This window comes from Streptomyces sp. NPDC088915, from assembly GCF_044749825.1.
In the GTDB taxonomy this organism is placed as follows: Bacteria; Actinomycetota; Actinomycetes; order Streptomycetales; family Streptomycetaceae; genus Streptomyces.
In genome coordinates this window covers 258,649-277,831 of the sequence record NZ_JBIVIR010000003.1, presented here as the reverse complement: position 1 = coordinate 277,831, position 19,183 = coordinate 258,649, and the positions used below count along the sequence as shown (strand labels likewise).

The window sequence follows — 19,183 nt, the reverse complement described above, 5'->3', positions numbered from 1 at the left end:
TCTGACGCTCCAGGCTAACGCGGCGAGGGGTCGCCGAACGGCGATGTGCGGGCGTACGGGCCGGTGGGGGCGGGGCCCCGGGGGCGCGACCGTCAGCGGGCGACCGTGGCGTACGGGGCGGGCTCGTACGGGGCCGGGGGCTGCATGAGGACGGTGCGGCGCGGATTGGCCGTCCGGCCGGGCAGCTCGGCCGCGTACTCGGGCCGGGCGCCCCGGTCGAGCTGTGCGGCGTCCGCGAGGTGGACGAGGGTGGAGCGGCGGGGGTTGGCCGTGGTGCGGAGCGTCGTCTTCTTCATCGCGGTGATCAGACCTTGTTCCGGGACGGGCGCCCGGGCGGGCGCGTAAGGGGCGTAAAGCGTCAGGCTAAACATGGGATTCCCTTCGAATGCATGGCTAAGGCATCGATCGGCGTGTGAGTTTGCTCACCCGTGACGGTAGATTCCAGGCATTACGGACAGCCACCGGTCACCACGGAAAGGGGCATTTCGCCACTGAATACTGCATTCCGCTCCTGATCATGTCGACTGGGACACACGGGGACGCCGGGTCATTGGCACGGAAAAGTCCGAATCCTCCGTGATCATCTTCTACATGGGGTGACACGCCGTGCACGCGTTGTCATACCCTTCCCGGCGCGACACGCGGCCCTTGTTGGAGATCCGGCACTGTGCTGGAATTCCCGCACCGCCGCGGGTTTCAAGCCGGCGCGCAGGAGGCGCAACGCAGCGCCGGCCGAGTGGCGGGACGAAGGGGGAACTGCGCCGGTCACCGACGACCACCTGGGGTGCTCCACACACCCCGATCGACACCGACACCGCCCTCTCCGTTCATCCGGAAGGGCGCCTGGTCCAGAGGTTGCGACGCTAGTGCAGGGACGTTTCAAGAGGGATGGCTCGGGGTCTCCCCAGGCCCGCCAGGGCCGAGCGGATGCTCCGGCGGAGCAGGAACCGCGTGCCGGGATCGACCGCGGTCCCTCGGCCTCGCACACCCCGAACCAGGGTCAGGGACCGTCCGGCGAGGGCGGTGACGGCGGCCGGCGCGCGGGCGCCGCGGCCGCTTCGTCCGAGCCGTCGGCCGCCCCCGCGCCCAAGGCCGAGAACGAGGTCGGCCCCCGAATAGCCCTCCGCAACTGGCGCATCTCCACGCGTCTGGTCGCGCTCCTCACCCTCCCCGTGGTCGCGGCGACCGCCCTGGGCGGCATCCGCATCAACGAGTCGCTCCAGGACATGGAGCAGCTCGACCACATGCAGCTGCTCACCAAGCTGACCCGTGAGGCGACGGACCTCGCCAAGGCCCTCCAGGCCGAGCGCGACCACTCCGCCGGCCCGCTGGCCAACGACCGCCCGGTCAGCGACTACCAGGTCGCCAACCCGCGCCGGAAGACGGACCTCGAACTCAAGGCCTTCCTCGCCGCCACCGAGGAGATCCCCTCCTCCGACAGCGACGAGGCGCTGCGCAGCATCCGGCAGAACGTCAGCCAGATCGCCTCGCAGGTCACCGAGCTCCACTCGATCCGGGGCAGCGCCTACAAGAAGGACGTCTCCAACTCGGTGACGGTCGAGGCCTACAGCCGCCTCATCCGCTCGCTCCTGAGCCTGTCCCAGGACATGGCGCAGGCGACCAGCAACCCCGAGATGATCAAGCGGACCCGCGCGCTCGCCGCGTTCTCGTCCGCCAAGGAGTACGCCTCCATCCAGCAGGCGATCATCGCGGCGGCGCTGCCCCCGAGCGACCGGACCAAGGGCAGGATCGCCCAGGGCGACCGGCTGTACGGCGAGGCCGCGCGCAACAGTGAGAACGTCGAGCTCAAGTCCTTCCAGGCGATCTACAAGTCGATCGGCGGCGACGCCGACGAGCTGACCTCGACCCTGAACCGGGGCAACCCCTCCATCTCGAACGCCGACAAGTACGCCGAGCGCGTGCTGAACTCGGACAACGCGATGCAGAGCGGTGCCCCCCGCGGTCACCTGAACTTCACCGACGAGTACGGCACCAAGATCGCCGCCATGGACCGCATCGAGAGCGTCCTGCTCGGCGACATGGAGTCCATGGCCCGTGAGCTGCGGCAGGAGTCGCAGCGCGAGGCCATCATCAACGGTGCGCTGATCCTGCTCGTCCTCGGCGTCTCCCTCGTCGGCGCCTTCGTCGTGGCGCGGTCCATGATCCGCTCGCTGCGCCGGCTCCAGGACACCGCCACCAAGGTCGCGCAGGAACGCCTGCCCGAGCTCGTCAAGCAGCTCTCCGAGTCCGACCCGCAGGACGTCGACACCTCCGTCGAGTCCGTCGGCGTGCACTCCCGGGACGAGATCGGCCAGGTGGCCGCGGCCTTCGACGACGTGCACCGCGAGGCCGTCCGCCTCGCCGCCGAGCAGGCCCTCCTCCGGGGCAACGTCAACGCGATGTTCACCAACCTCTCGCGCCGCTCCCAGGGCCTCATCCAGCGCCAGCTCTCGCTCATCTCCGAGCTGGAGTCCCGCGAGGCCGACCCGGACCAGCTCTCCTCGCTCTTCAAGCTCGACCACCTCGCGACCCGCATGCGCCGGAACGGCGAGAACCTCCTCGTCCTCGCCGGCGAGGAGCCGGGCCGCCGCTGGACCCGCCCGGTCCCGCTGGTCGACGTCCTGCGCGCCGCCGCCTCCGAGGTGGAGCAGTACGAGCGCATCGAACTGGCCGCGGTCCCGGCGACCGAGGTCGCCGGCCGGGTCGTCAACGACCTCGTGCACCTCCTCGCCGAGCTCCTTGAGAACGCCACCTCGTTCTCCTCCCCGCAGACCAAGGTCCGGGTCACCGGTCACGCGCTGCCCGACGGCCGGGTGCTCGTCGAGATCCACGACACCGGCATCGGCCTCTCCCCCGAGGACCTCGCGGCGATCAACGAGCGGCTCGCCTCGCCGCCCACCGTGGACGTCTCGGTCTCCCGCCGCATGGGCCTCTTCGTGGTCGGCCGCCTGTCCCTGCGACACGGCATCCGCATCCAGCTGCGCCCCTCCGACTCGGGCGGCACCACCGCGCTCGTCATGCTCCCGGTCGACGTCGCCCAGGGCGGCAAGAAGCCCATGCCCAAGCCGGGCGCGGGCGGCCAGGGCGCGATGCCTCCGGGCGCCTCCGCCCCGGGCGGCCGGCTGCCCGGCGGCCCCGGCGCGGCCGGCGGTCCCGGCGGACGTCCGGGCCAGGGCGGCGCGCCGTCCTCGGCGGCCGGGCGCCTCGGCGCCGGTGCCGGTGCCGCGCGCGGCCAGGTCGGCGGGGGCGGCCCCCGTGCCGCGCTGCCCGCCCGTGACGGCGCCCCGCTCGCCGGCGGCCCGCAGGGCGCGCCGCAGCAGCGCACCCCGCAGCCGCAGAACGCGCAGTCGGAGCAGACCGGCCGGCTGCCGCAGGTCCCCCAGACCCCGCAGGCGCCCCAGGCCCCCGAGGCCCCGCGCCCGGGCGGCGGCGGCCTCATCGGCGGCGCCGCGAGCGCCATCCCCTCCCGTACGGACGTGTGGGGCAACCAGGGCGCCCCGCAGGCCGGACCGGGCCCGCAGCAGCAGGCGCCGCAGGGCGGGTACGACTTCCCGCGCGCCGAGCTGCCGGGCGGCAACCCCCAGCAGCAGCGTCCGCAGGCCGCGAGCTGGGGCACCGAGCAGGCCCCGCAGCAGCCGGTGCGGCGTCCGCAGCAGGAGATGTCCCCGCTGGACGCTCCGCGCGGCCACGAGGACCCGGAGGCCACGGGCCGGTTCGCGGCTCCGCAGGCCCCGCAGGGTCCGGGCGTCACGGGCCAGTTCCCGCGCCCCGACTTCGGCGCGCAGCAGCAGGCCCCGCAGCAGCCGCACCAGCCGCAGGCCCCGCAGGGGTACCAGGGCGGTGCGCAGGACCCGGCGTCCACGGCGCAGTTCCCGCGCCCGGACTTCGGCGCCCCGCAGGGTCCCGGCTCCACCGGCCAGTTCGCCCGCCCCGACTTCGGCGCGCAGCAGCAGGTCCCCCAGCAGCCGCAGCAGCCCCAGGCCCCGCAGGGGTACCAGGGCGGCCAGCAGCAGCAGTTCGGCCGGCAGCCCTTCGCACCGCAGGCGCAGCAGCAGCCGCAGCACCAGCAGCAGCCCCCGGCGCCGAACCGGCCGGCCGGCGGGAACGACTTCGGTGTCCCGCGTCCGGCCGAGCCGGTCCGGCAGCAGCCCCAGCAGCCGCAGCTCCAGCAGCCGCGCCGTCCGGAGGCGCTGCCGCCGGCGGGCGGCGCGGGCGACGGCCGCACGCCGCTGTACGACAACCTGGAGACCGACTGGTTCCACCAGGACCAGGCGGCCCAGCAGGCCCAGGCCCAGGACCCGGCGCAGACGGGGCAGACCCCGGTCGTGCCGCGATCGTCCGCCCCGGCCCCCCGTCAGGGCGGCGACCAGAACGGCGGGGCCGCCTGGCGGTCCTCGCCCAACGACGAGCTGGTGCGCCAGGCCGAGCGGGTGCGCAAGCCCGCGGCCGGCGGCGTCACCACCTCCGGCCTCCCCCGGCGCGTGCCGAAGGCCAACCTCGTACCCGGGACCGCGCAGGAGCAGGCCCACACGGCCGGCCCCCAGGTCTCGCGTGCACCCGACGACGTCCGCGGCCGGCTCACCAATCTGCGCCGCGGCATTCAGCAGGGCCGTCAGGCCGGTAACTCGACCACGGGTACTCACCACCTCGGTCCGAACCATCAGCAGGAGCGTTAGTTGAACGCGATGAGCCAGGCGGCGCAGAATCTGAACTGGTTGATCACCAACTTCGTGGACAACACCCCCGGGGTGTCCCACACGGTGGTGGTCTCCGCCGACGGACTCCTGCTGGCCATGTCCGAAGGATTCCCCCGCGACCGTGCCGACCAGCTGGCGGCGGTCGCGTCCGGACTGACCTCGCTGACCGCGGGCGCGTCCCGGATCTTCGAGGGGGGACCGGTCGCGCAGACCGTCGTGGAGATGGAGCGCGGCTTCCTCTTCCTCATGCAGGTCTCGGACGGCTCCTCGCTGGCCGTGCTCGCCCACCCGGAGTGCGACATCGGCCTCGTGGGCTACGAGATGGCGCTGCTGGTCGACCGGGCCGGCAGCGTGCTCACCCCGGACCTCCGCGCGGAGCTCCAGGGCAGCCTGCTCCACTAGCGGGACCCGGAACCCCGGACCCCGGACCCCCAAGCCCCCGTACGTACCGAATGACCGACGGGGCGGTGCGCCCCTCCGTACCGCCCCGGACACCGTTCACCGTCCGGCCGCCCCACCCGGCCCCCCACCGGCCCCATCAGACGGCAGAAGTCTTGCTGTCACGCCCGGAGGATTCATGACCCCGCCCCCCGCCTCTCACGATCCGTACGGCGCCTCAGTCGACGAGTACGGGCACGAGGGCGACCAGCCGCTGGTGCGTCCGTACGCGATGACCGGCGGCCGGACCCGGCCGCGCTACCAGCTCGCCATCGAGGCGCTGGTCAGCACCACGGCCGACCCGGCGCACCTCGCCACGCTGCTCCCCGAGCACCAGCGGATCTGCCACCTGTGCCGCGAGGTCAAGTCGGTGGCCGAGGTGTCGGCCCTCCTGTCGATGCCGCTCGGCGTCGCCCGGATCCTCGTCGCCGACCTGGCGGAGGCCGGCATGGTGGCGATCCACCAGCCGGGCAACGGAGAGACCGGCGGCACGCCGGACGTGACTCTGCTCGAAAGGGTGCTCAGTGGACTTCGCAAGCTCTAACGGCGGTGCGGCCCGGTCGACCACCAGCGCGAAGATCGTGGTGGCGGGTGGCTTCGGCGTGGGCAAGACCACGTTCGTCGGCGCGGTCTCGGAGATCAACCCGCTGCGTACCGAAGCCGTCATGACGTCCGCCTCCGCGGGCATCGACGACCTCACGCACACGGGTGGCAAGACCACGACGACCGTGGCCATGGACTTCGGCCGCATCACCCTGGACCAGGACCTGATCCTGTACCTGTTCGGTACGCCGGGTCAGGACCGCTTCTGGTTCATGTGGGACGACCTGGTGCGGGGCGCCATCGGCGCCGTCGTGCTCGTGGACACCCGCCGGCTCGCGGACTGCTTCCCGGCGGTCGACTACTTCGAGAACTCGGGCCTGCCGTTCGTCATCGCCCTCAACGGCTTCGACGGCAACCAGCCCTACCAGCCCGAGGAAGTCCGCGAGGCCCTCCAGATCGGCCCCGACACCCCCATCATCACCACCGACGCCCGCCACCGCGCCGACGCCAAGAGCGCGCTCATCACCCTCGTCGAGCACGCCCTCATGGCCCGGCTCAAGTAGGAGGGCGGAACGGGCCGTTGTCCCGTGCCGCCGGGGCGGTCTGTGTCGTTCGACACGGCCGCCCCCGTATTCATAACGTTTCGACAGAGAATTGGGGCGCCTCGGACACCCGACGCATCCGATCGGTGTCACTGCGCTCACATGAGCCCCGCTTTTTGGCGGGGCTCGCTCTTTATGCCCGTTTTATTCGCGGTCCGGACCACTGAAAGTAGCGGTGTCCCACTGTTTGGAAGGGACCCCCTTCACGTGCTGCAATTCATGAACTCCCGAGTAGTACGGCCCTGAACGAAACACCGGCACAACGTAGGTGCCGACGCCGAGAGGTTGTTGGTCGAGTGAGGCGAAGCAAGGAAAGCTCCGCGGAGCAGGAGACGCGGGGCAACTTCACGCCGCCGTCGCGCACAGCGGTGTCGCCCGCGGACGCGCCCGTCACGCCGCCGCCCGTCGAGGCGGTCGCGGGGAGCTCCAGCAAGCTGTCGCCCCGCAACTGGCGGGTGCCCACCCGCCTGAACGCGATCCTCCTCATACCCGTGCTCGTCGGCCTCGTCATGGGCGGCTTCCAGGTCAAGGGGTCGATCGACACCTGGCAGGAGGCCCAGGACGCCGAGAAGACGGCGCTCATCGTGCGCGCCGCCTCGGAGTACAGCACCGCGCTGCTCAACGAGCGGGACCTCACCGCGGCCCCTCTCCTCGTCGCCAAGACCCCCGAGGACCGCAAGGCCGACGAGGTCCAGCGGGCGTACGCCGCGACCGACGCCGCCCGCCTCAAGTTCGACGAGGCGGCCAAGAACCTGCCCTCGGGCCAGGGCCTGGAGCGCCGGCTGCGCCTGTTCAAGGACGAGGAGCCGAAGCTCGAAGCGCTCCGCAAGGGCGCCTACTCCCGCTCCTACGACCCGGTGAACACCCAGCTCGGGTACACGGCCGTCCAGCACTACCTGACCGAGTTCTCCAACGAGCTCGGCCTGGGCACCGGCAACATCACCAGCTACGGCCGCAGCGTCTACGCGGTCCAGCTCTCCAAGGGCGCCGAGTCCCTCCAGCGGTCCATCGGCACCCAGCTCCTCGTCCGCCCCAGCGGCGACGAGGCGGTCTTCGCCCAGCAGTCCGTGGCGTTCAACTCGTACAACTACCTGGAGCAGATCGCCCTCGGCGAGTTCAGCTCCGGCGGCATGCCCGAGGACGTCGAGCTCCTCAAGAAGGTCATGGCCGCCAAGGCCGCCGAGGGCGCCAAGCAGATGCAGGCCGCCGACGTCGAGCTGCCCAAGGGCAAGGACGGCTCCGTCTACTCCGGCGTCGCCGCCGCGATCGGCACGGCCAAGGGCCCCGAGGGCATCAAGGACCTGAAGGCCCAGGGCATCACCCCCGAGACCTGGATGGCGATCGCCACCGCCAAGTTCGAGGGCTACAGCGAGGTCGAGAAGGCGCTCGTCGACAAGGCCGTGACCGAGGCCGTCGCGATCTCCGACGACGCCAAGTCCGACGCCTGGCTCAACGGTGCCATCGTCGTCATCGCCCTGCTCGCCGCGTTCATCCTGGCCGGGATGATGGCCCGCCAGATGAGCCGCTCGATGCGCACCTTGCGGACCGCCGCCTTCGGCATCGCCGAGCAGCGCCTGCCGATGCTGGTCGACCAGCTCTCCCGCACCGAGCCGGGCCGGGTCGACACCCGCGTCCAGCCGATCCCGATCGACTCCCAGGACGAGATCGGCGAGGTCGCCCGCGCGTTCGACCAGGTCCACCGCGAGGCCGTCCGGCTCGCCGCCGAGCAGGCCATGCTCCGGGGCAACGTCAACGCGATCTTCACCAACCTCTCGCGCCGCAACCAGTCGCTGATCGAGGGCCAGCTGACCCTCATCACCGACCTGGAGAACAACGAGGCCGACCCGGACCAGCTGGAGAACCTCTTCAAGCTGGACCACCTGGCGACCCGCATGCGCCGCAACGGCGAGAACCTCCTCGTCCTCGCCGGCGAGGAGCCGGGCCGCCGCTGGGACCAGCCGGTCCCCCTGGTCGACGTCATGCGCGCCGCCTCCTCCGAGGTGGAGCAGTACGAGCGCATCGAGCTGGCGGGCGTCCCGGAGGCCGAGATCCACGGCCAGGCCGTGACCGACCTCGTGCACCTGCTCGCCGAGCTCCTGGAGAACGCCACCACGTTCTCCTCCCCGCAGACGAAGGTCCGCGTCACCGCGACCCGTCTCCCCGACGGCCGCGTGATGGTCGAGATCCACGACAAGGGCATCGGCCTCACCGCCGAGGACTTCGCGGACATCAACCACAAGCTGGCCAACCCGCCGACCGTGGACGCCGCCGTCTCGCAGCGCATGGGCCTCTTCGTGGTCGGCCGGCTCGCCGACCGGCACGGCATCCGGGTCCAGCTCCGTCCCTCGGGCGAGCAAGCCGGGACGACCTCGCTCGTCATGCTGCCGGACGCGATCACGCACGGCGGTGGCGGCGAGCAGCCGGTCCAGGACGACTTCACCGTCTCCCAGATCATCCCGGAACAGCAGCAGCAGCCGCAGAACGCCTTCGAGGCCGCTCCCGCGCAGCCGATGCTGACCGCGGCCGACCTCGGCTTCGACGACTCCCGCTACGAGCAGCAGCCGGACGGGGAGCAGCCGAACCTCGACCCGGTCAACCGCTCGCTGCGGCGGGAGGGGCGGCGCGCCGCCCTGGGCGACCGGGTGCAGAGCGGCGACCGTCCGCTCTTCCGCGACGAGGCGGAGCAGCAGCAGGGCGAGTACGGCCAGGCCCGGGAGTACGGGCAGGAGCAGGCCGCCCGGGGCCAGGAGTACGCCCAGGAGCAGCCGCAGGGCCAGGAGTACGCGGCGGAGTACGCCCCCGCGCAGGAGTACGGCCAGCCGCAGCAGTCGCAGCAGCAGCAGGAGTACGGCCAGGAGTACGCGGCCGGCTACCCGCAGCAGGACGGTTACGGGTACGCGCAGCAGGGCTACGAGGCGTACCCTCAGCAGGGCTATGCGGAAGCCTCGTACGCAACTCCGGAAACCGAACACCAGCAGTACGAGCAGGCGTTCGATCCCCAGTCCCACCAGGCGGAGTGGCCGGATCAGAACGCCTATCAGGGCGGTTACGCGCAGGAGTACCGGGCCGAACCGGAATCTGCCCAGGCCGCTCCCGAACAGGCCGCCGACCGCGTAGGCTTCGACCGTCCGGGTCCGACTCCTCCGAATCCCGCCCCGGACGCCGGCCACGCGCTGACCGACGCCGGACTGCCGCGCCGCGGCAGCGTCGCCCCGCCGACGCAGCGGACGCCGCAGCCGGCCGAGCCCGCGCAGCCGGAACAGCAGCAGAACGAAGCCGGCGGCACCGACGCATGGCGCTCGACCAACGACGAGCGCTGGCAGCGGGCCGGAAAGCTCAAGGACCCGAAGGCGGGCGGGGTCACCTCGTCCGGTCTCCCCCGACGCGTCCCGAAGGCCAACCTGGTCGAGGGAACGGCTGAGCAGACCCCGCAGGGCGGCCCCCAGGTCTCCCGCGCACCCGAGGACGTACGGGGCAGGTTGAGCAACCTGCGCCGGGGCGTTCAGCAGGGACGCAACGCGGGAACGGACACGAACGGATCGGGCCTCGGCCCGGGCAGTACCTACAACCAGGAGCGTTAGTGTGAGCATGAGCCAGGCGGCGCAGAATCTGAACTGGTTGATCACCAACTTCGTGGACAACACCCCCGGGGTGTCCCACACGGTGGTGGTCTCCGCCGACGGACTCCTGCTGGCGATGTCCGAGGGCTTCCCCCGGGACCGCGCCGACCAGCTGGCGGCCGTCGCGTCCGGACTGACCTCGCTGACCGCGGGCGCGTCCCGGATCTTCGAGGGCGGTGCGGTCAACCAGACCGTGGTGGAGATGGAGCGCGGCTTCCTCTTCATCATGTCGATCTCGGACGGCTCCTCGCTGGCCGTACTCGCCCACCCCGAGGCGGACATCGGCCTCGTGGGCTACGAGATGGCCCTGCTCGTGGACCGTGCGGGCACCGTCCTGACCCCCGATCTCCGGGCGGAACTCCAGGGCAGTCTTCTCAACTGACCGTTCTCAACCAACAGACAGATCGTGCGTTTCGCGCCACCGCCCCGTAAGGTGCGGTGGCGCGGCTCCAAGGGACATGGACCGCGAGGCAGTCGGAGGAGGAAACGTGGGAACACCCCCGGGCGGGAGCCCTTACAACGGTTATGACGCGCACCGGACGCCGCTGGGCGACACCGCGCAGAACCGGTTCAACTTTCCCTCCGCACCGAGCGGACAGGGCGTGGCGCAGCCCTACCGGCAGCCGCACGCCCCGTCGGCACCCGCCGGCCCGTCCGCCTCGCGCGGCCCGTCCGCCCAGGGCGGTTCGGGCGGGCACAACCCGCTGGTGCGTCCGTACGCGATGACCGGCGGCCGGACCAGGCCGCGTTACCAGCTCGCCATCGAGGCGTTGGTCAGTACGACGGCCGATCCGTCCCGGCTGCAGGGGCAGTTGCCCGAGCACCAGCGGATCTGCCGGCTCTGCTTCGAGATCAAGTCGGTCGCCGAGATCTCGGCACTTCTCTCCATCCCCCTCGGCGTCGCCCGAATCCTCGTCGCCGACCTGGCCGAGGCCGGACTCGTCGCCATCCACCAGCCCGGCGGCGACGAGGCCGCCGGCGGTCAGCCAGACGTGACACTGCTCGAAAGGGTGCTCAGTGGACTTCGCAAGCTCTAGCGGCGGCGCGGCCCGTTCAACCACCAGCGCGAAGATCGTGGTGGCGGGTGGCTTCGGCGTGGGCAAGACCACGTTCGTCGGCGCCGTCTCGGAGATCAACCCGCTGCGTACCGAAGCCGTCATGACGTCCGCCTCCGCGGGCATCGACGACCTCACCCACACCGGCGACAAGACGACGACGACCGTCGCCATGGACTTCGGCCGCATCACGCTCGACCAGGACCTGATCCTGTACCTGTTCGGCACCCCCGGACAGGACCGCTTCTGGTTCATGTGGGACGACCTCGTCCGCGGCGCCATCGGCGCCGTCGTCCTCGTCGACACCCGCCGGCTCGCCGACTGCTTCCCGGCGGTGGACTACTTCGAGAACTCGGGCCTGCCGTTCGTCATCGCCCTCAACGGCTTCGACGGCAACCAGCCCTACCAGCCCGAAGAAGTCCGCGAGGCCCTCCAGATCGGCCCCGACACCCCCATCATCACCACCGACGCCCGCCACCGCGCCGACGCCAAGAGCGCGCTCATCACCCTCGTCGAGCACGCCCTCATGGCCCGGCTGCGGTAGCTGTCCCCAGGCGTTCCGTTCGTTCCCCCGCTCGTCCCGAAGGCCGCGCTCCCCGGAAGGGGGCGCGGCCTTCGGCGTGCGTACGGGCCCTTTGGCGGCGTACGGGCAGCGCGAAGGGCCGGGACCCGGTCTCCCCGGGTTCCGGCCCTTCGGCGTGTTCGGCGGCGGTCAGCGCCAGCTGTGCGGGGCGCGGAAGCCGTGCTCGCGCTCCAGGCGCCGCCAGCCGGCGGCGGTGCGGCCGCGGTGGGCGCCGGCGGTGTCGGCGGCGGGCTGGGCGGCGGCGCGGGCGAGGAGCACCGCGGTGATGGCGGCGAGCTCCTCGGGGTCGGCGTGGCCCTTCTCGACGCGCAGGAGATTGGCGGGAATGGTCATGGGAAGCGGGCTCCTCTTACTGCGGCGGGTTGCCGTGCTTGCGGGAGGGCAGGTCGGCGTGCTTGGTGCGGAGCATGGCCAGGGAGCGGATGAGGACCTGGCGGGTGTCGGCGGGGTCGATGACGTCGTCGACCAGGCCGCGCTCCGCGGCGTAGTACGGGTGCATCAGCTCGGCCTTGTACTCCTTGACCATGCGGGTGCGCATGGCCTCGGGGTCCTCGGCCTCCGCGATCTGCTTGCGGAAGATCACGTTGGCGGCGCCCTCGGCGCCCATGACCGCGATCTCGTTGGTCGGCCAGGCGTACGTCAGGTCGGCGCCGATGGACTGGGAGTCCATCACGATGTACGCGCCGCCGTAGGCCTTGCGCAGGATCAGGCTGATCCGGGGCACGGTCGCGTTGCAGTAGGCGTAGAGCAGCTTGGCGCCGTGCCGGATGATCCCACCGTGCTCCTGGTCGACCCCGGGAAGGAAGCCGGGGACGTCCAGAAGGGTGATGATCGGGATGTTGAAGGCGTCGCACATCTGGACGAAGCGGGCGGCCTTCTCGCTCGCCTCGATGTCCAGGACGCCGGCGAGGGTCTGCGGCTGGTTGGCGACGATGCCGACGACCTGGCCGTCCAGGCGGGCCAGGGCGCAGATGATGTTGCGCGCCCAGCGCTCGTGGACCTCCAGGTAGTCGCCGTCGTCGACGAGCTCCTCGATGACCTTGTGCATGTCGTACGGGCGGTTGCCGTCGGCCGGGACCAGGTCGAGCAGGACGTCGGAGCGGCGGTCGGCCGGGTCCTCGGAGGGGGTGGCCGGGGGGTTCTCGCGGTTGTTCTGCGGGAGCATCGACAGGAGGTAGCGGACCTCCGCGATGCAGGTCTCCTCGTCGTCGTACGCGAAGTGCGCCACGCCGCTGGTGCCGGCGTGCACGTCCGCGCCGCCCAGGCCGTTCTGGGTGATCTCCTCGCCGGTGACCGCCTTGACGACGTCCGGGCCGGTGATGAACATCTGCGAGGTCTCGCGGACCATGAAGACGAAGTCCGTCAGGGCGGGGCTGTAGGCCGCGCCGCCGGCGCACGGGCCGAGCATGACGCTGATCTGCGGGATGACGCCCGACGCGCGGGTGTTGCGCTGGAAGATGCCGCCGTATCCGGCGAGGGCGGAGACGCCCTCCTGGATGCGGGCGCCGGCGCCGTCGTTCAGGGAGACCAGCGGGGCGCCGGCCGCGATGGCCATGTCCATGATCTTGTGGATCTTGGTGGCGTGGGCCTCGCCGAGGGCGCCGCCGAAGATCCGGAAGTCGTGCGCGTAGACGAAGACCGTGCGGCCCTCGACCGTGCCCCAGCCGGTGATGACGCCGTCGGTGTAGGGCTTCTTCGCCTCCAGGCCGAAGCCCTGCGCGCGGTGCCTGCGCAGCTGCTCGACCTCGCTGAAGGAACCAGGGTCGAGGAGGAGCTCGATGCGCTCGCGCGCGGTCAGCTTGCCCTTGGCGTGCTGCGCCTCGGTCGCCCGCTCGCTCGGGCCCGCCAGGGCCTGCTCGCGCAGGACGTGCAGCTCGGCCACGCGGCCACGGGCGTCGGCGGGCTCGCTCGGGATCTGGTCCACAACGGTCATGTACCGACCCTACGAAGTCGGACAAGAAAACCTTGCCGTCGACTCCGTACAGTCTCGCGTGTCGATTCCTGGCGGGGCCGAACAGAACCGTGTCCCGTACGTCCCGAGTCAACAGCCGGACACCCCTTGTGTTTGTAGGGGTTCGACATAGACCTCGGCGGGGGACTCGCGTCGGCGGACGGCACCCACCCTACCGGGGTGCCGCCCGCCTTCTTCGCTTCCCTACAAGTTCCCCCCGCCGGGAGGGGCCGTACGGGCTACCCGCCGCAGTGGAAGCGGGCGCTCCCCCAGTCCGCGTGGTCGTTGCCGTTGCCGTCGCCGCCGTCGTCGGCCACCAGGTCGACGTAGGACGCGCCGGTGACGTCGGCGGTGAGGGACCAGGCGGGGTCCGCGGCCTTGAGGACCGGGGACTTCGCCTTCTCCGCGCCGTCGGCGAGGACGGTGAACCGGACGCTGCCCCGGCCGACCTGGGTGTCGTCCACGCCGACCTCGGCGGTGAAGGAGGCGCACCGGCCGCCGAGGTAGTAGCGGACGGTGGCGGGGGCGTGGGTGCCCAGGCCCTTGGCGTGGGCCACTCCCCCGATCTTCAGCGGGGAGCCGTCCCCGGCGGCGGTCCCGCCGTTGGAGAGGTCGCGCTCGACGGGTCCCCAGCCGCTGGTCGCCGAGGTCCAGTCGTGGTCGCTCGCCCAGGTGTCGGCGGTGGGCGGCGGGGGCAGGGTGCGGGCGGTGGTGGTGGCGGTCAGCCTCCGCCCGCCCCCGCCGGCGGTGTACGTGAGGGAGGCGCTCAGCGGGTACGACCGGTGGGCCGCGTCCACCGGCGGGGTCACCTGCCAGGTGGCGGTGGCCTTCCCGCCCGCCGCGACCGCGCCGAGGTCGACGGGCGCGGCCGGTTCGGCGGTCCAGCCGTCCGGCAGGGCGAGGGCGGCCAGGGCGCCGGTGACCCCGTCGGCCTCGTCGTTGCCGAAGGTGACGGTGACCCGGTTCGGGCGGCCGGGCTCCAGGGTCTCGGGCGCGGCGACGGCGAGGGTGCCGCAGGCGGCGCGCTCGGGGGCCGGGCCGAGGTCGGTCACGGTGAAGCCGTCCAGGACGAAGTCGGCGCCGTCGGGGGCGTCGGCGCGCTTGCGCAGGCCGGTCCAGGTGTCGCCGCAGCCCGCCGTGACGGTCTCGGTGAAGTGCCCGGTGGTCCTCTGCTGCCCGATCGGGGTGCGCCGGGTCTCGACGGCCGCTCCGGTGCCGCTGGTGCGGTCGTAGCCGGTGACCCACTCGTACGCGCCCGCGTGGCTGGACTGGTAGGCGTACTCCACGCGGTACCGGCGGCCGTCCTCCATGGGGACGGTCCAGGGGGCGGTCCGGTAGACGAGGCCGCTGTTCTCGTCGTGCGACTTGAGGGACTCGGCGCCGCCGATGACGTCGTCCACGAGCTTCCCGTTCCAGCCGGCCTGGGTGTAGGGGGCGTGGAGCTGGGCGATGTGGGTGCGCGGGTCGTTCGTCCCGCCGGCGTCGCCCTTGAGGAAGGGGCCCCAGCCCTGGTCGACGGCCTCGAAGTCCTCGTACGCCGTGGCTCCCTCCTTGGTGGCGGGGGCGTCGGCGACGATCCGGACGTCGTCGATCCGGACGGCGGCGGGGCTGCCGCCCGCGGCCCCGATCCTCAGGGTGGTGGCGCCGCGCGGCGCGGTGAAGGTGACCTTGGCGCGCTGGAGGCGGGTGTCGTTCCAGTCGGAGGCGGCGATCCGGTTCTGGAGCGGGGAGCGCTCGACGGTGACGGACGCGCCGCCGGCGGAGAGGGTGGTGGGGCGGGTCTTCCCGGGTTCGACCTCGATCAGGGCGGAGGCGGTGTACCGCTCGCCGGGGGTGAGGCCGGTGATCCGCTGGCCGACCGAGGCGGCGGCGGTGCCGGTGAGCTTGGCGCTGGTGCGGCCCTGCCCGTCGGTGTCACGGGCGACGGCGCCGGTCTTCGTCCAGCCGGCGAGCTTCGCGTCGTTGAAGCCGGGGTCCTTCACCGGGGTGCCCCGGCCCCACCGCGGGTCGGCCTGGGCGGGGGCCTTGTCGGGGTAGAGGACGTAGGCCTGTCCGGCGGCGGCCTCCAGGGTGACCTTCCCGCCGGCGGGCCGCACGGTGGCGGTCTTCACGCGCCCGTTGTCGGTGAGCCGGTACACGGTGTACGAGCGGGTGCCGGACGGGACCTGCCAACTGGTCGTGCCGCCGGACTCGTTGTAGTGGTAGAGCTTCTTGCCGCCGTCCCAGGGGAGCAGGTAGCTCTCGCCGTCGAGGACCTTGCGGCCGTTCTCGTAGAAGGTGCGGCGGCCGTCCTCGACGGTGCCGCGGACGCCGCCGGTGAAGGTGATGTCGTTGCCGTTCCAGCGGGTGATCTTCTGCTGCTGGAGGTACTTGGCGGGCAGGTTGCGCTGCCAGACGTTGGCGGTGAAGGCGTTCCAGTCGGTCTCGCCGGTCCAGCCCTCGAAGTCGACGAGGGCGGTCTGGCCGAGGACCGGGTGGTCGTTCCAGACGTCCTTCTCGCCGTTGCGGATGAAGCGGATGATCTGCGAGTTGAGGCCCTTGTTGGTGGCGCCGCCGTAGTCGAGGTCGTTGGCCCAGTGGGACCAGAGGGAGGAGCGCTCGAACTTGTCCGCCCATTCGGTGGCGACGTTCCAGCCCTGTGCCCGCACCGCCTCCATCGTCTTGTCGGCGATCCAGCCGTGCGTGTAGTAGACGTCGATGTAGAGCATGGAGAGGTTGGGGTCGGTCTCGTCGCGGAGCTGCTGGAAGCGGCGGGCGAGGTCGCCGCTGTTGATGTCCCGGCGCTGGTCGATGTAGTAGCTCTGGTTGAGCCAGTTCCAGCCGGGCTTGGTCCTGTCGACGAGGGTCTCGCTGAAGTTCTCGGCCTCGGGGTACGACTCGGTGGCGTTCACGTGGACGCCGAAGCCGGCGTTCCACTTCCTGCCCTCCTTGAGGAGGGTGTTGAGGTCGGCGAGGCCGCCGGCGCGCTTGTTGTAGTTGCCGCCGTAGTCGGGGTGGGCGGAGTCGTGGCCCTCGGAGCCGTACCCCTTGAGCAGGGCGAACTGGCCGAGTCCGTCGGTGGCGAGCGAGATCCGCTTGACGTCGTCGAGGGTGCGCAGGAAGGGGTGGGTGGCCTGGGAGGCGAAGTTGAACGGGATGTGGGCGACGACCCGGCCGGGGGTCTGCTCGCTGCCGGGGGCCTTGATCCCGATCGTGCGGAAGGCGACGGCGCCGTCCTGCCAGTCGACGGTGCCGTCGGCGTTGGCGTCGGGGGTGACGACGACCTTGGCCCAGGGCAGGCCGTCGCCGCTCTCGGGCTGCGGGGCGCCTTCGCCGCGGTGGGTCCACTGGCCGGACCAGACGCCGACGCGGGTCTCGGCGCCGTTCTTGCGGGCCTGGTGCCAGAAGCGGGCGCCGTCGCGGGCGGAGGCGCCGGAGGGCTTGTCGTAGCTGGAGTTGGACTCGACGGCGGCGGCGAGGCGGCCGGTGCTGACGATCGCGTACGAGGCGCCGGCGGGACCCGCCTCGGCCGGGGTGGCGTCGGTGACCCGCGCGAAGACGTCGGCGGTGCGGGTGGAGTCCGGGTCGAGGCGGGTGAAGGCGGTCGCGGCGCCGCCGGCGTCCGAGGAGCCCACGGAGACCAGGTCGTGGCCGGGTATGTCGATCGTCCCGACCCGGAAGGCCTCGGTGTCGCGGACGGCGGTGATCCGGAAGGTGGTGGTCCGGCCCTCGACGCCCAGCCGCGCGTCGATCTCGACGCCGGGCAGGTCGGGGAAGACGAGGGTGTACGCGGCGGAGGCGGGCTTGAGGACGGGGGCGGCCTTGGTCCGGACGGTGCGGGCGGTGCCGTTGAGGACCACCTCGGTGACCGGGGCCGTACTGCCGAGGAGGCGGGCGCCGCTCGCGCGGTCGGTGTACGAGAGGACGCGGGGGAAGTCCCCGGCGACGGCGACGGAGAGCTGCCGGGAGGCGATGACGGCGTCCGCGGAGGTGTCCGGGGCGGCGTCCGGGGCGGTCCCGGCGGGCGGGGTCCGGGGGTCGGCCAGGGCGGGTCCCGCCAGGGCGAACACGGCGGAGGAGGCGACGGCGAGGGCGCAGGCCGCACGGATCCTGCGGCCTCGTGGCGAGTGAGGGAGGGGCATGCGCACCAGTTGGCCCCGGGCCCGGCGGCACCGTCAACGAGATCGCGCCGCACGGGCCCCTCCAGTCCAACAACCCCCTCCGGTTAGTCCAAGTGGACTCCGGAGGGGGCCGGTCGGTCCTTGCGTGGCCGGTCTTCCCGTGGGGTCAGCAGCCGCCGCAGTTGTAGAAGGTCACGTCCCAGTGGTTGCCCTCGTCGGCGTAGACGTTGCCCGCGCCGGACTTCCACTGCGGGGCTCCGTCACCGCGCACGCCGATGTAGGCGAAGGTGTTCTTGACGTAGGTGGTGAGGCAGGTGGCCTTGGCGAAGTCGAGCTTGTAGCCGTTCCAGTGGGAGTACGTGCCGCTCGCGTGCCCGGTCTCGGTGCCGCCGGTGATGTTGAGGGCGCACCCGCTGGCGCTCTTGAGGGTCTGGGCGCCCTGGGCGGTGGCGAGGTTGAGCTGGTCGAAGGACGTGCAGGTCGCGACGTTGCGGTTGGAGCAGCCGCCGGACGAGGACCAGGTGATCCCGGAGGACCGGAACATCGAGGTCGCGGTGGCGTGGCTGATCTTGGTGACCGCGTGGGCCTCGCCGGCGGAGGCGAGGACGCCGACGCCGGGCGCGAAGAGCGCGCCGAGGACGAGGGCGAGGGCGGTCAGGACGGAGCGGAGCTTCATCGGGGGTTCCTCCTGCTGGTGACCGTGAGGGGGTGGGGACGGCGGTGCAGGTGGTGCGAAGGGCGCAGGGAGATGGTGACGCAGTTCTACGCGCGTCCGGAAGAGGGCCTCGGCGCTTTCGCGGGGGCTTCCGGGTGAACATCTTCCGAAGATGTTGAATGTTGAACGGAATGGGGCTACAGTCATTCTCGTTGAAGGTTCAACCAATCCCGAGCAAGGAGCATTCATGGGTCTCTTCGGCCGCAAGAACACCGAGTCCGCCACCGCCGTCGCCACCCTCCCGGTGGACCCGGCCCTGGCCGCCCTGACCGGCGACTACACCATCGACCCCGCCCACAGCAGCATCGGCTTCACCGTCCGCCACGCCATGGTCACCAACGTCCGCGGCACCTTCGCCGAGCACGAGGGCACGCTGAAGCTGGACGGGACCGACCCGGGCGCCTCCACCGCCTCGATCGACGTGAGGATCGCCTCCGTCGACACCGGCATCGCCGACCGCGACGGCCACCTGCGCAGTGGCGACTTCTTCGACGCCGAGCGGTTCCCGCTGATGACCTTCCGCTCCACGCGGGCCGAACAGCTCGGCGGCGACGCGTACCGGATCACCGGCGACCTGACCATCAAGGACGTCACCCGGCCGCTCTCCATCGACCTGGAGTTCAACGGCAGCGCGACGGACGTCTACGGCAACGAGCGCGTCGGCTTCGAGGGCTCCGCCGAGATCCTGCGCTCCGAGTGGGGCCTGACCTGGAACGCGGCCCTGGAGACCGGTGGCGTCATGGTCAGCGACAAGGTCAAGCTGAACTTCGACATCTCCGCGATCAAGAGCGCCGCCTGATCCCCCGGTCCCGAGGCCGCACGAGCGCGCCCGCCCTCCGCAGCAGTACGGCGGACGGCGGGCGCTCGGCGTCTCCGGGG

General features: G+C 71.8%; 14 protein-coding genes. 9 read left to right on the top strand and 5 right to left on the bottom strand.

Going from position 1 to position 19,183, the window contains the following annotated elements; all coding sequences use genetic code 11:
* Positions 1-92 precede the first annotated feature (92 nt).
* Positions 93-296: a hypothetical protein gene (locus ACIP5O_RS07850; RefSeq protein ID WP_401290185.1), complete on the bottom strand. Its 204-nt coding sequence runs from the start codon at positions 294-296 to the stop codon at positions 93-95.
* A 570-nt stretch (positions 297-866) separates the two neighbouring features.
* Here ACIP5O_RS07850 and ACIP5O_RS07845 point away from each other — a divergent pair.
* The 8 genes from ACIP5O_RS07845 (at position 867) to ACIP5O_RS07810 (ending at position 11,499) form a co-directional block, all read left to right on the top strand.
* A complete protein-coding gene (locus tag ACIP5O_RS07845) occupies positions 867-4,676 on the top strand; it encodes a nitrate- and nitrite sensing domain-containing protein (protein WP_401289853.1) in 3,810 nt (1,269 codons plus the stop codon).
* Between the two features lie 9 nt (positions 4,677-4,685).
* A complete protein-coding gene (locus tag ACIP5O_RS07840) occupies positions 4,686-5,099 on the top strand; it encodes a roadblock/LC7 domain-containing protein (RefSeq protein WP_015036421.1) in 414 nt (137 codons plus the stop codon).
* Between the two features lie 175 nt (positions 5,100-5,274).
* On the top strand, positions 5,275-5,679 hold the full coding sequence (locus ACIP5O_RS07835; protein WP_017235980.1) for a DUF742 domain-containing protein: 405 nt from the start codon (positions 5,275-5,277) through the stop codon (positions 5,677-5,679).
* On the top strand, positions 5,660-6,241 hold the full coding sequence (locus ACIP5O_RS07830) for an ATP/GTP-binding protein (protein WP_062752054.1): 582 nt from the start codon (positions 5,660-5,662) through the stop codon (positions 6,239-6,241). Before ACIP5O_RS07835 ends, ACIP5O_RS07830 begins: the two co-directional genes overlap by 20 nt.
* 335 nt (positions 6,242-6,576) lie before the next feature.
* The gene (locus tag ACIP5O_RS07825; protein ID WP_401289851.1) at positions 6,577-9,861 is read left to right on the top strand and encodes a nitrate- and nitrite sensing domain-containing protein; all 3,285 of its coding nucleotides are present in this window, start codon (positions 6,577-6,579) and stop codon (positions 9,859-9,861) included.
* 7 nt (positions 9,862-9,868) lie between these two features.
* Positions 9,869-10,282, top strand: coding sequence for a roadblock/LC7 domain-containing protein (locus ACIP5O_RS07820; RefSeq protein WP_026057603.1), 414 nt, complete (start codon positions 9,869-9,871; stop codon positions 10,280-10,282).
* A 106-nt stretch (positions 10,283-10,388) separates the two neighbouring features.
* Positions 10,389-10,937, top strand: a complete 549-nt coding sequence (locus ACIP5O_RS07815; RefSeq protein WP_356549451.1) for a DUF742 domain-containing protein — start codon at positions 10,389-10,391, stop codon at positions 10,935-10,937.
* Entirely contained in the window at positions 10,918-11,499 is a 582-nt protein-coding gene (locus ACIP5O_RS07810; RefSeq protein WP_015036414.1) for an ATP/GTP-binding protein, read from the top strand. The genes ACIP5O_RS07815 and ACIP5O_RS07810 overlap by 20 nt, the downstream gene beginning before the upstream one ends.
* Positions 11,500-11,667: 168 nt before the next feature.
* Here the strand turns inward: ACIP5O_RS07810 and ACIP5O_RS07805 are convergent, their stop codons facing one another.
* From ACIP5O_RS07805 to ACIP5O_RS07790, 4 genes are all read right to left on the bottom strand, one after another.
* Positions 11,668-11,871: an acyl-CoA carboxylase subunit epsilon gene (locus tag ACIP5O_RS07805; protein ID WP_401289848.1), complete on the bottom strand. Its 204-nt coding sequence runs from the start codon at positions 11,869-11,871 to the stop codon at positions 11,668-11,670.
* A 16-nt stretch (positions 11,872-11,887) separates the two neighbouring features.
* Positions 11,888-13,471: an acyl-CoA carboxylase subunit beta gene (locus ACIP5O_RS07800; RefSeq protein ID WP_401289846.1), complete on the bottom strand. Its 1,584-nt coding sequence runs from the start codon at positions 13,469-13,471 to the stop codon at positions 11,888-11,890.
* Positions 13,472-13,728: 257 nt separating this feature from the next.
* Positions 13,729-17,610 (bottom strand): endo-alpha-N-acetylgalactosaminidase family protein, encoded by a 3,882-nt coding sequence (locus ACIP5O_RS07795; RefSeq protein WP_401289843.1) that lies wholly within the window; start codon positions 17,608-17,610, stop codon positions 13,729-13,731.
* A gap of 145 nt (positions 17,611-17,755) precedes the next feature.
* Complete coding sequence (locus ACIP5O_RS07790) at positions 17,756-18,265, bottom strand: hypothetical protein (RefSeq protein WP_401289840.1); 510 nt, start codon at positions 18,263-18,265, stop codon at positions 17,756-17,758.
* 226 nt (positions 18,266-18,491) lie between these two features.
* On the opposite strand from ACIP5O_RS07790, the gene ACIP5O_RS07785 reads away from it, so the two are divergent.
* Entirely contained in the window at positions 18,492-19,103 is a 612-nt protein-coding gene (locus ACIP5O_RS07785) for a YceI family protein (RefSeq protein ID WP_401289837.1), read from the top strand.
* Positions 19,104-19,183 lie beyond the last annotated feature (80 nt).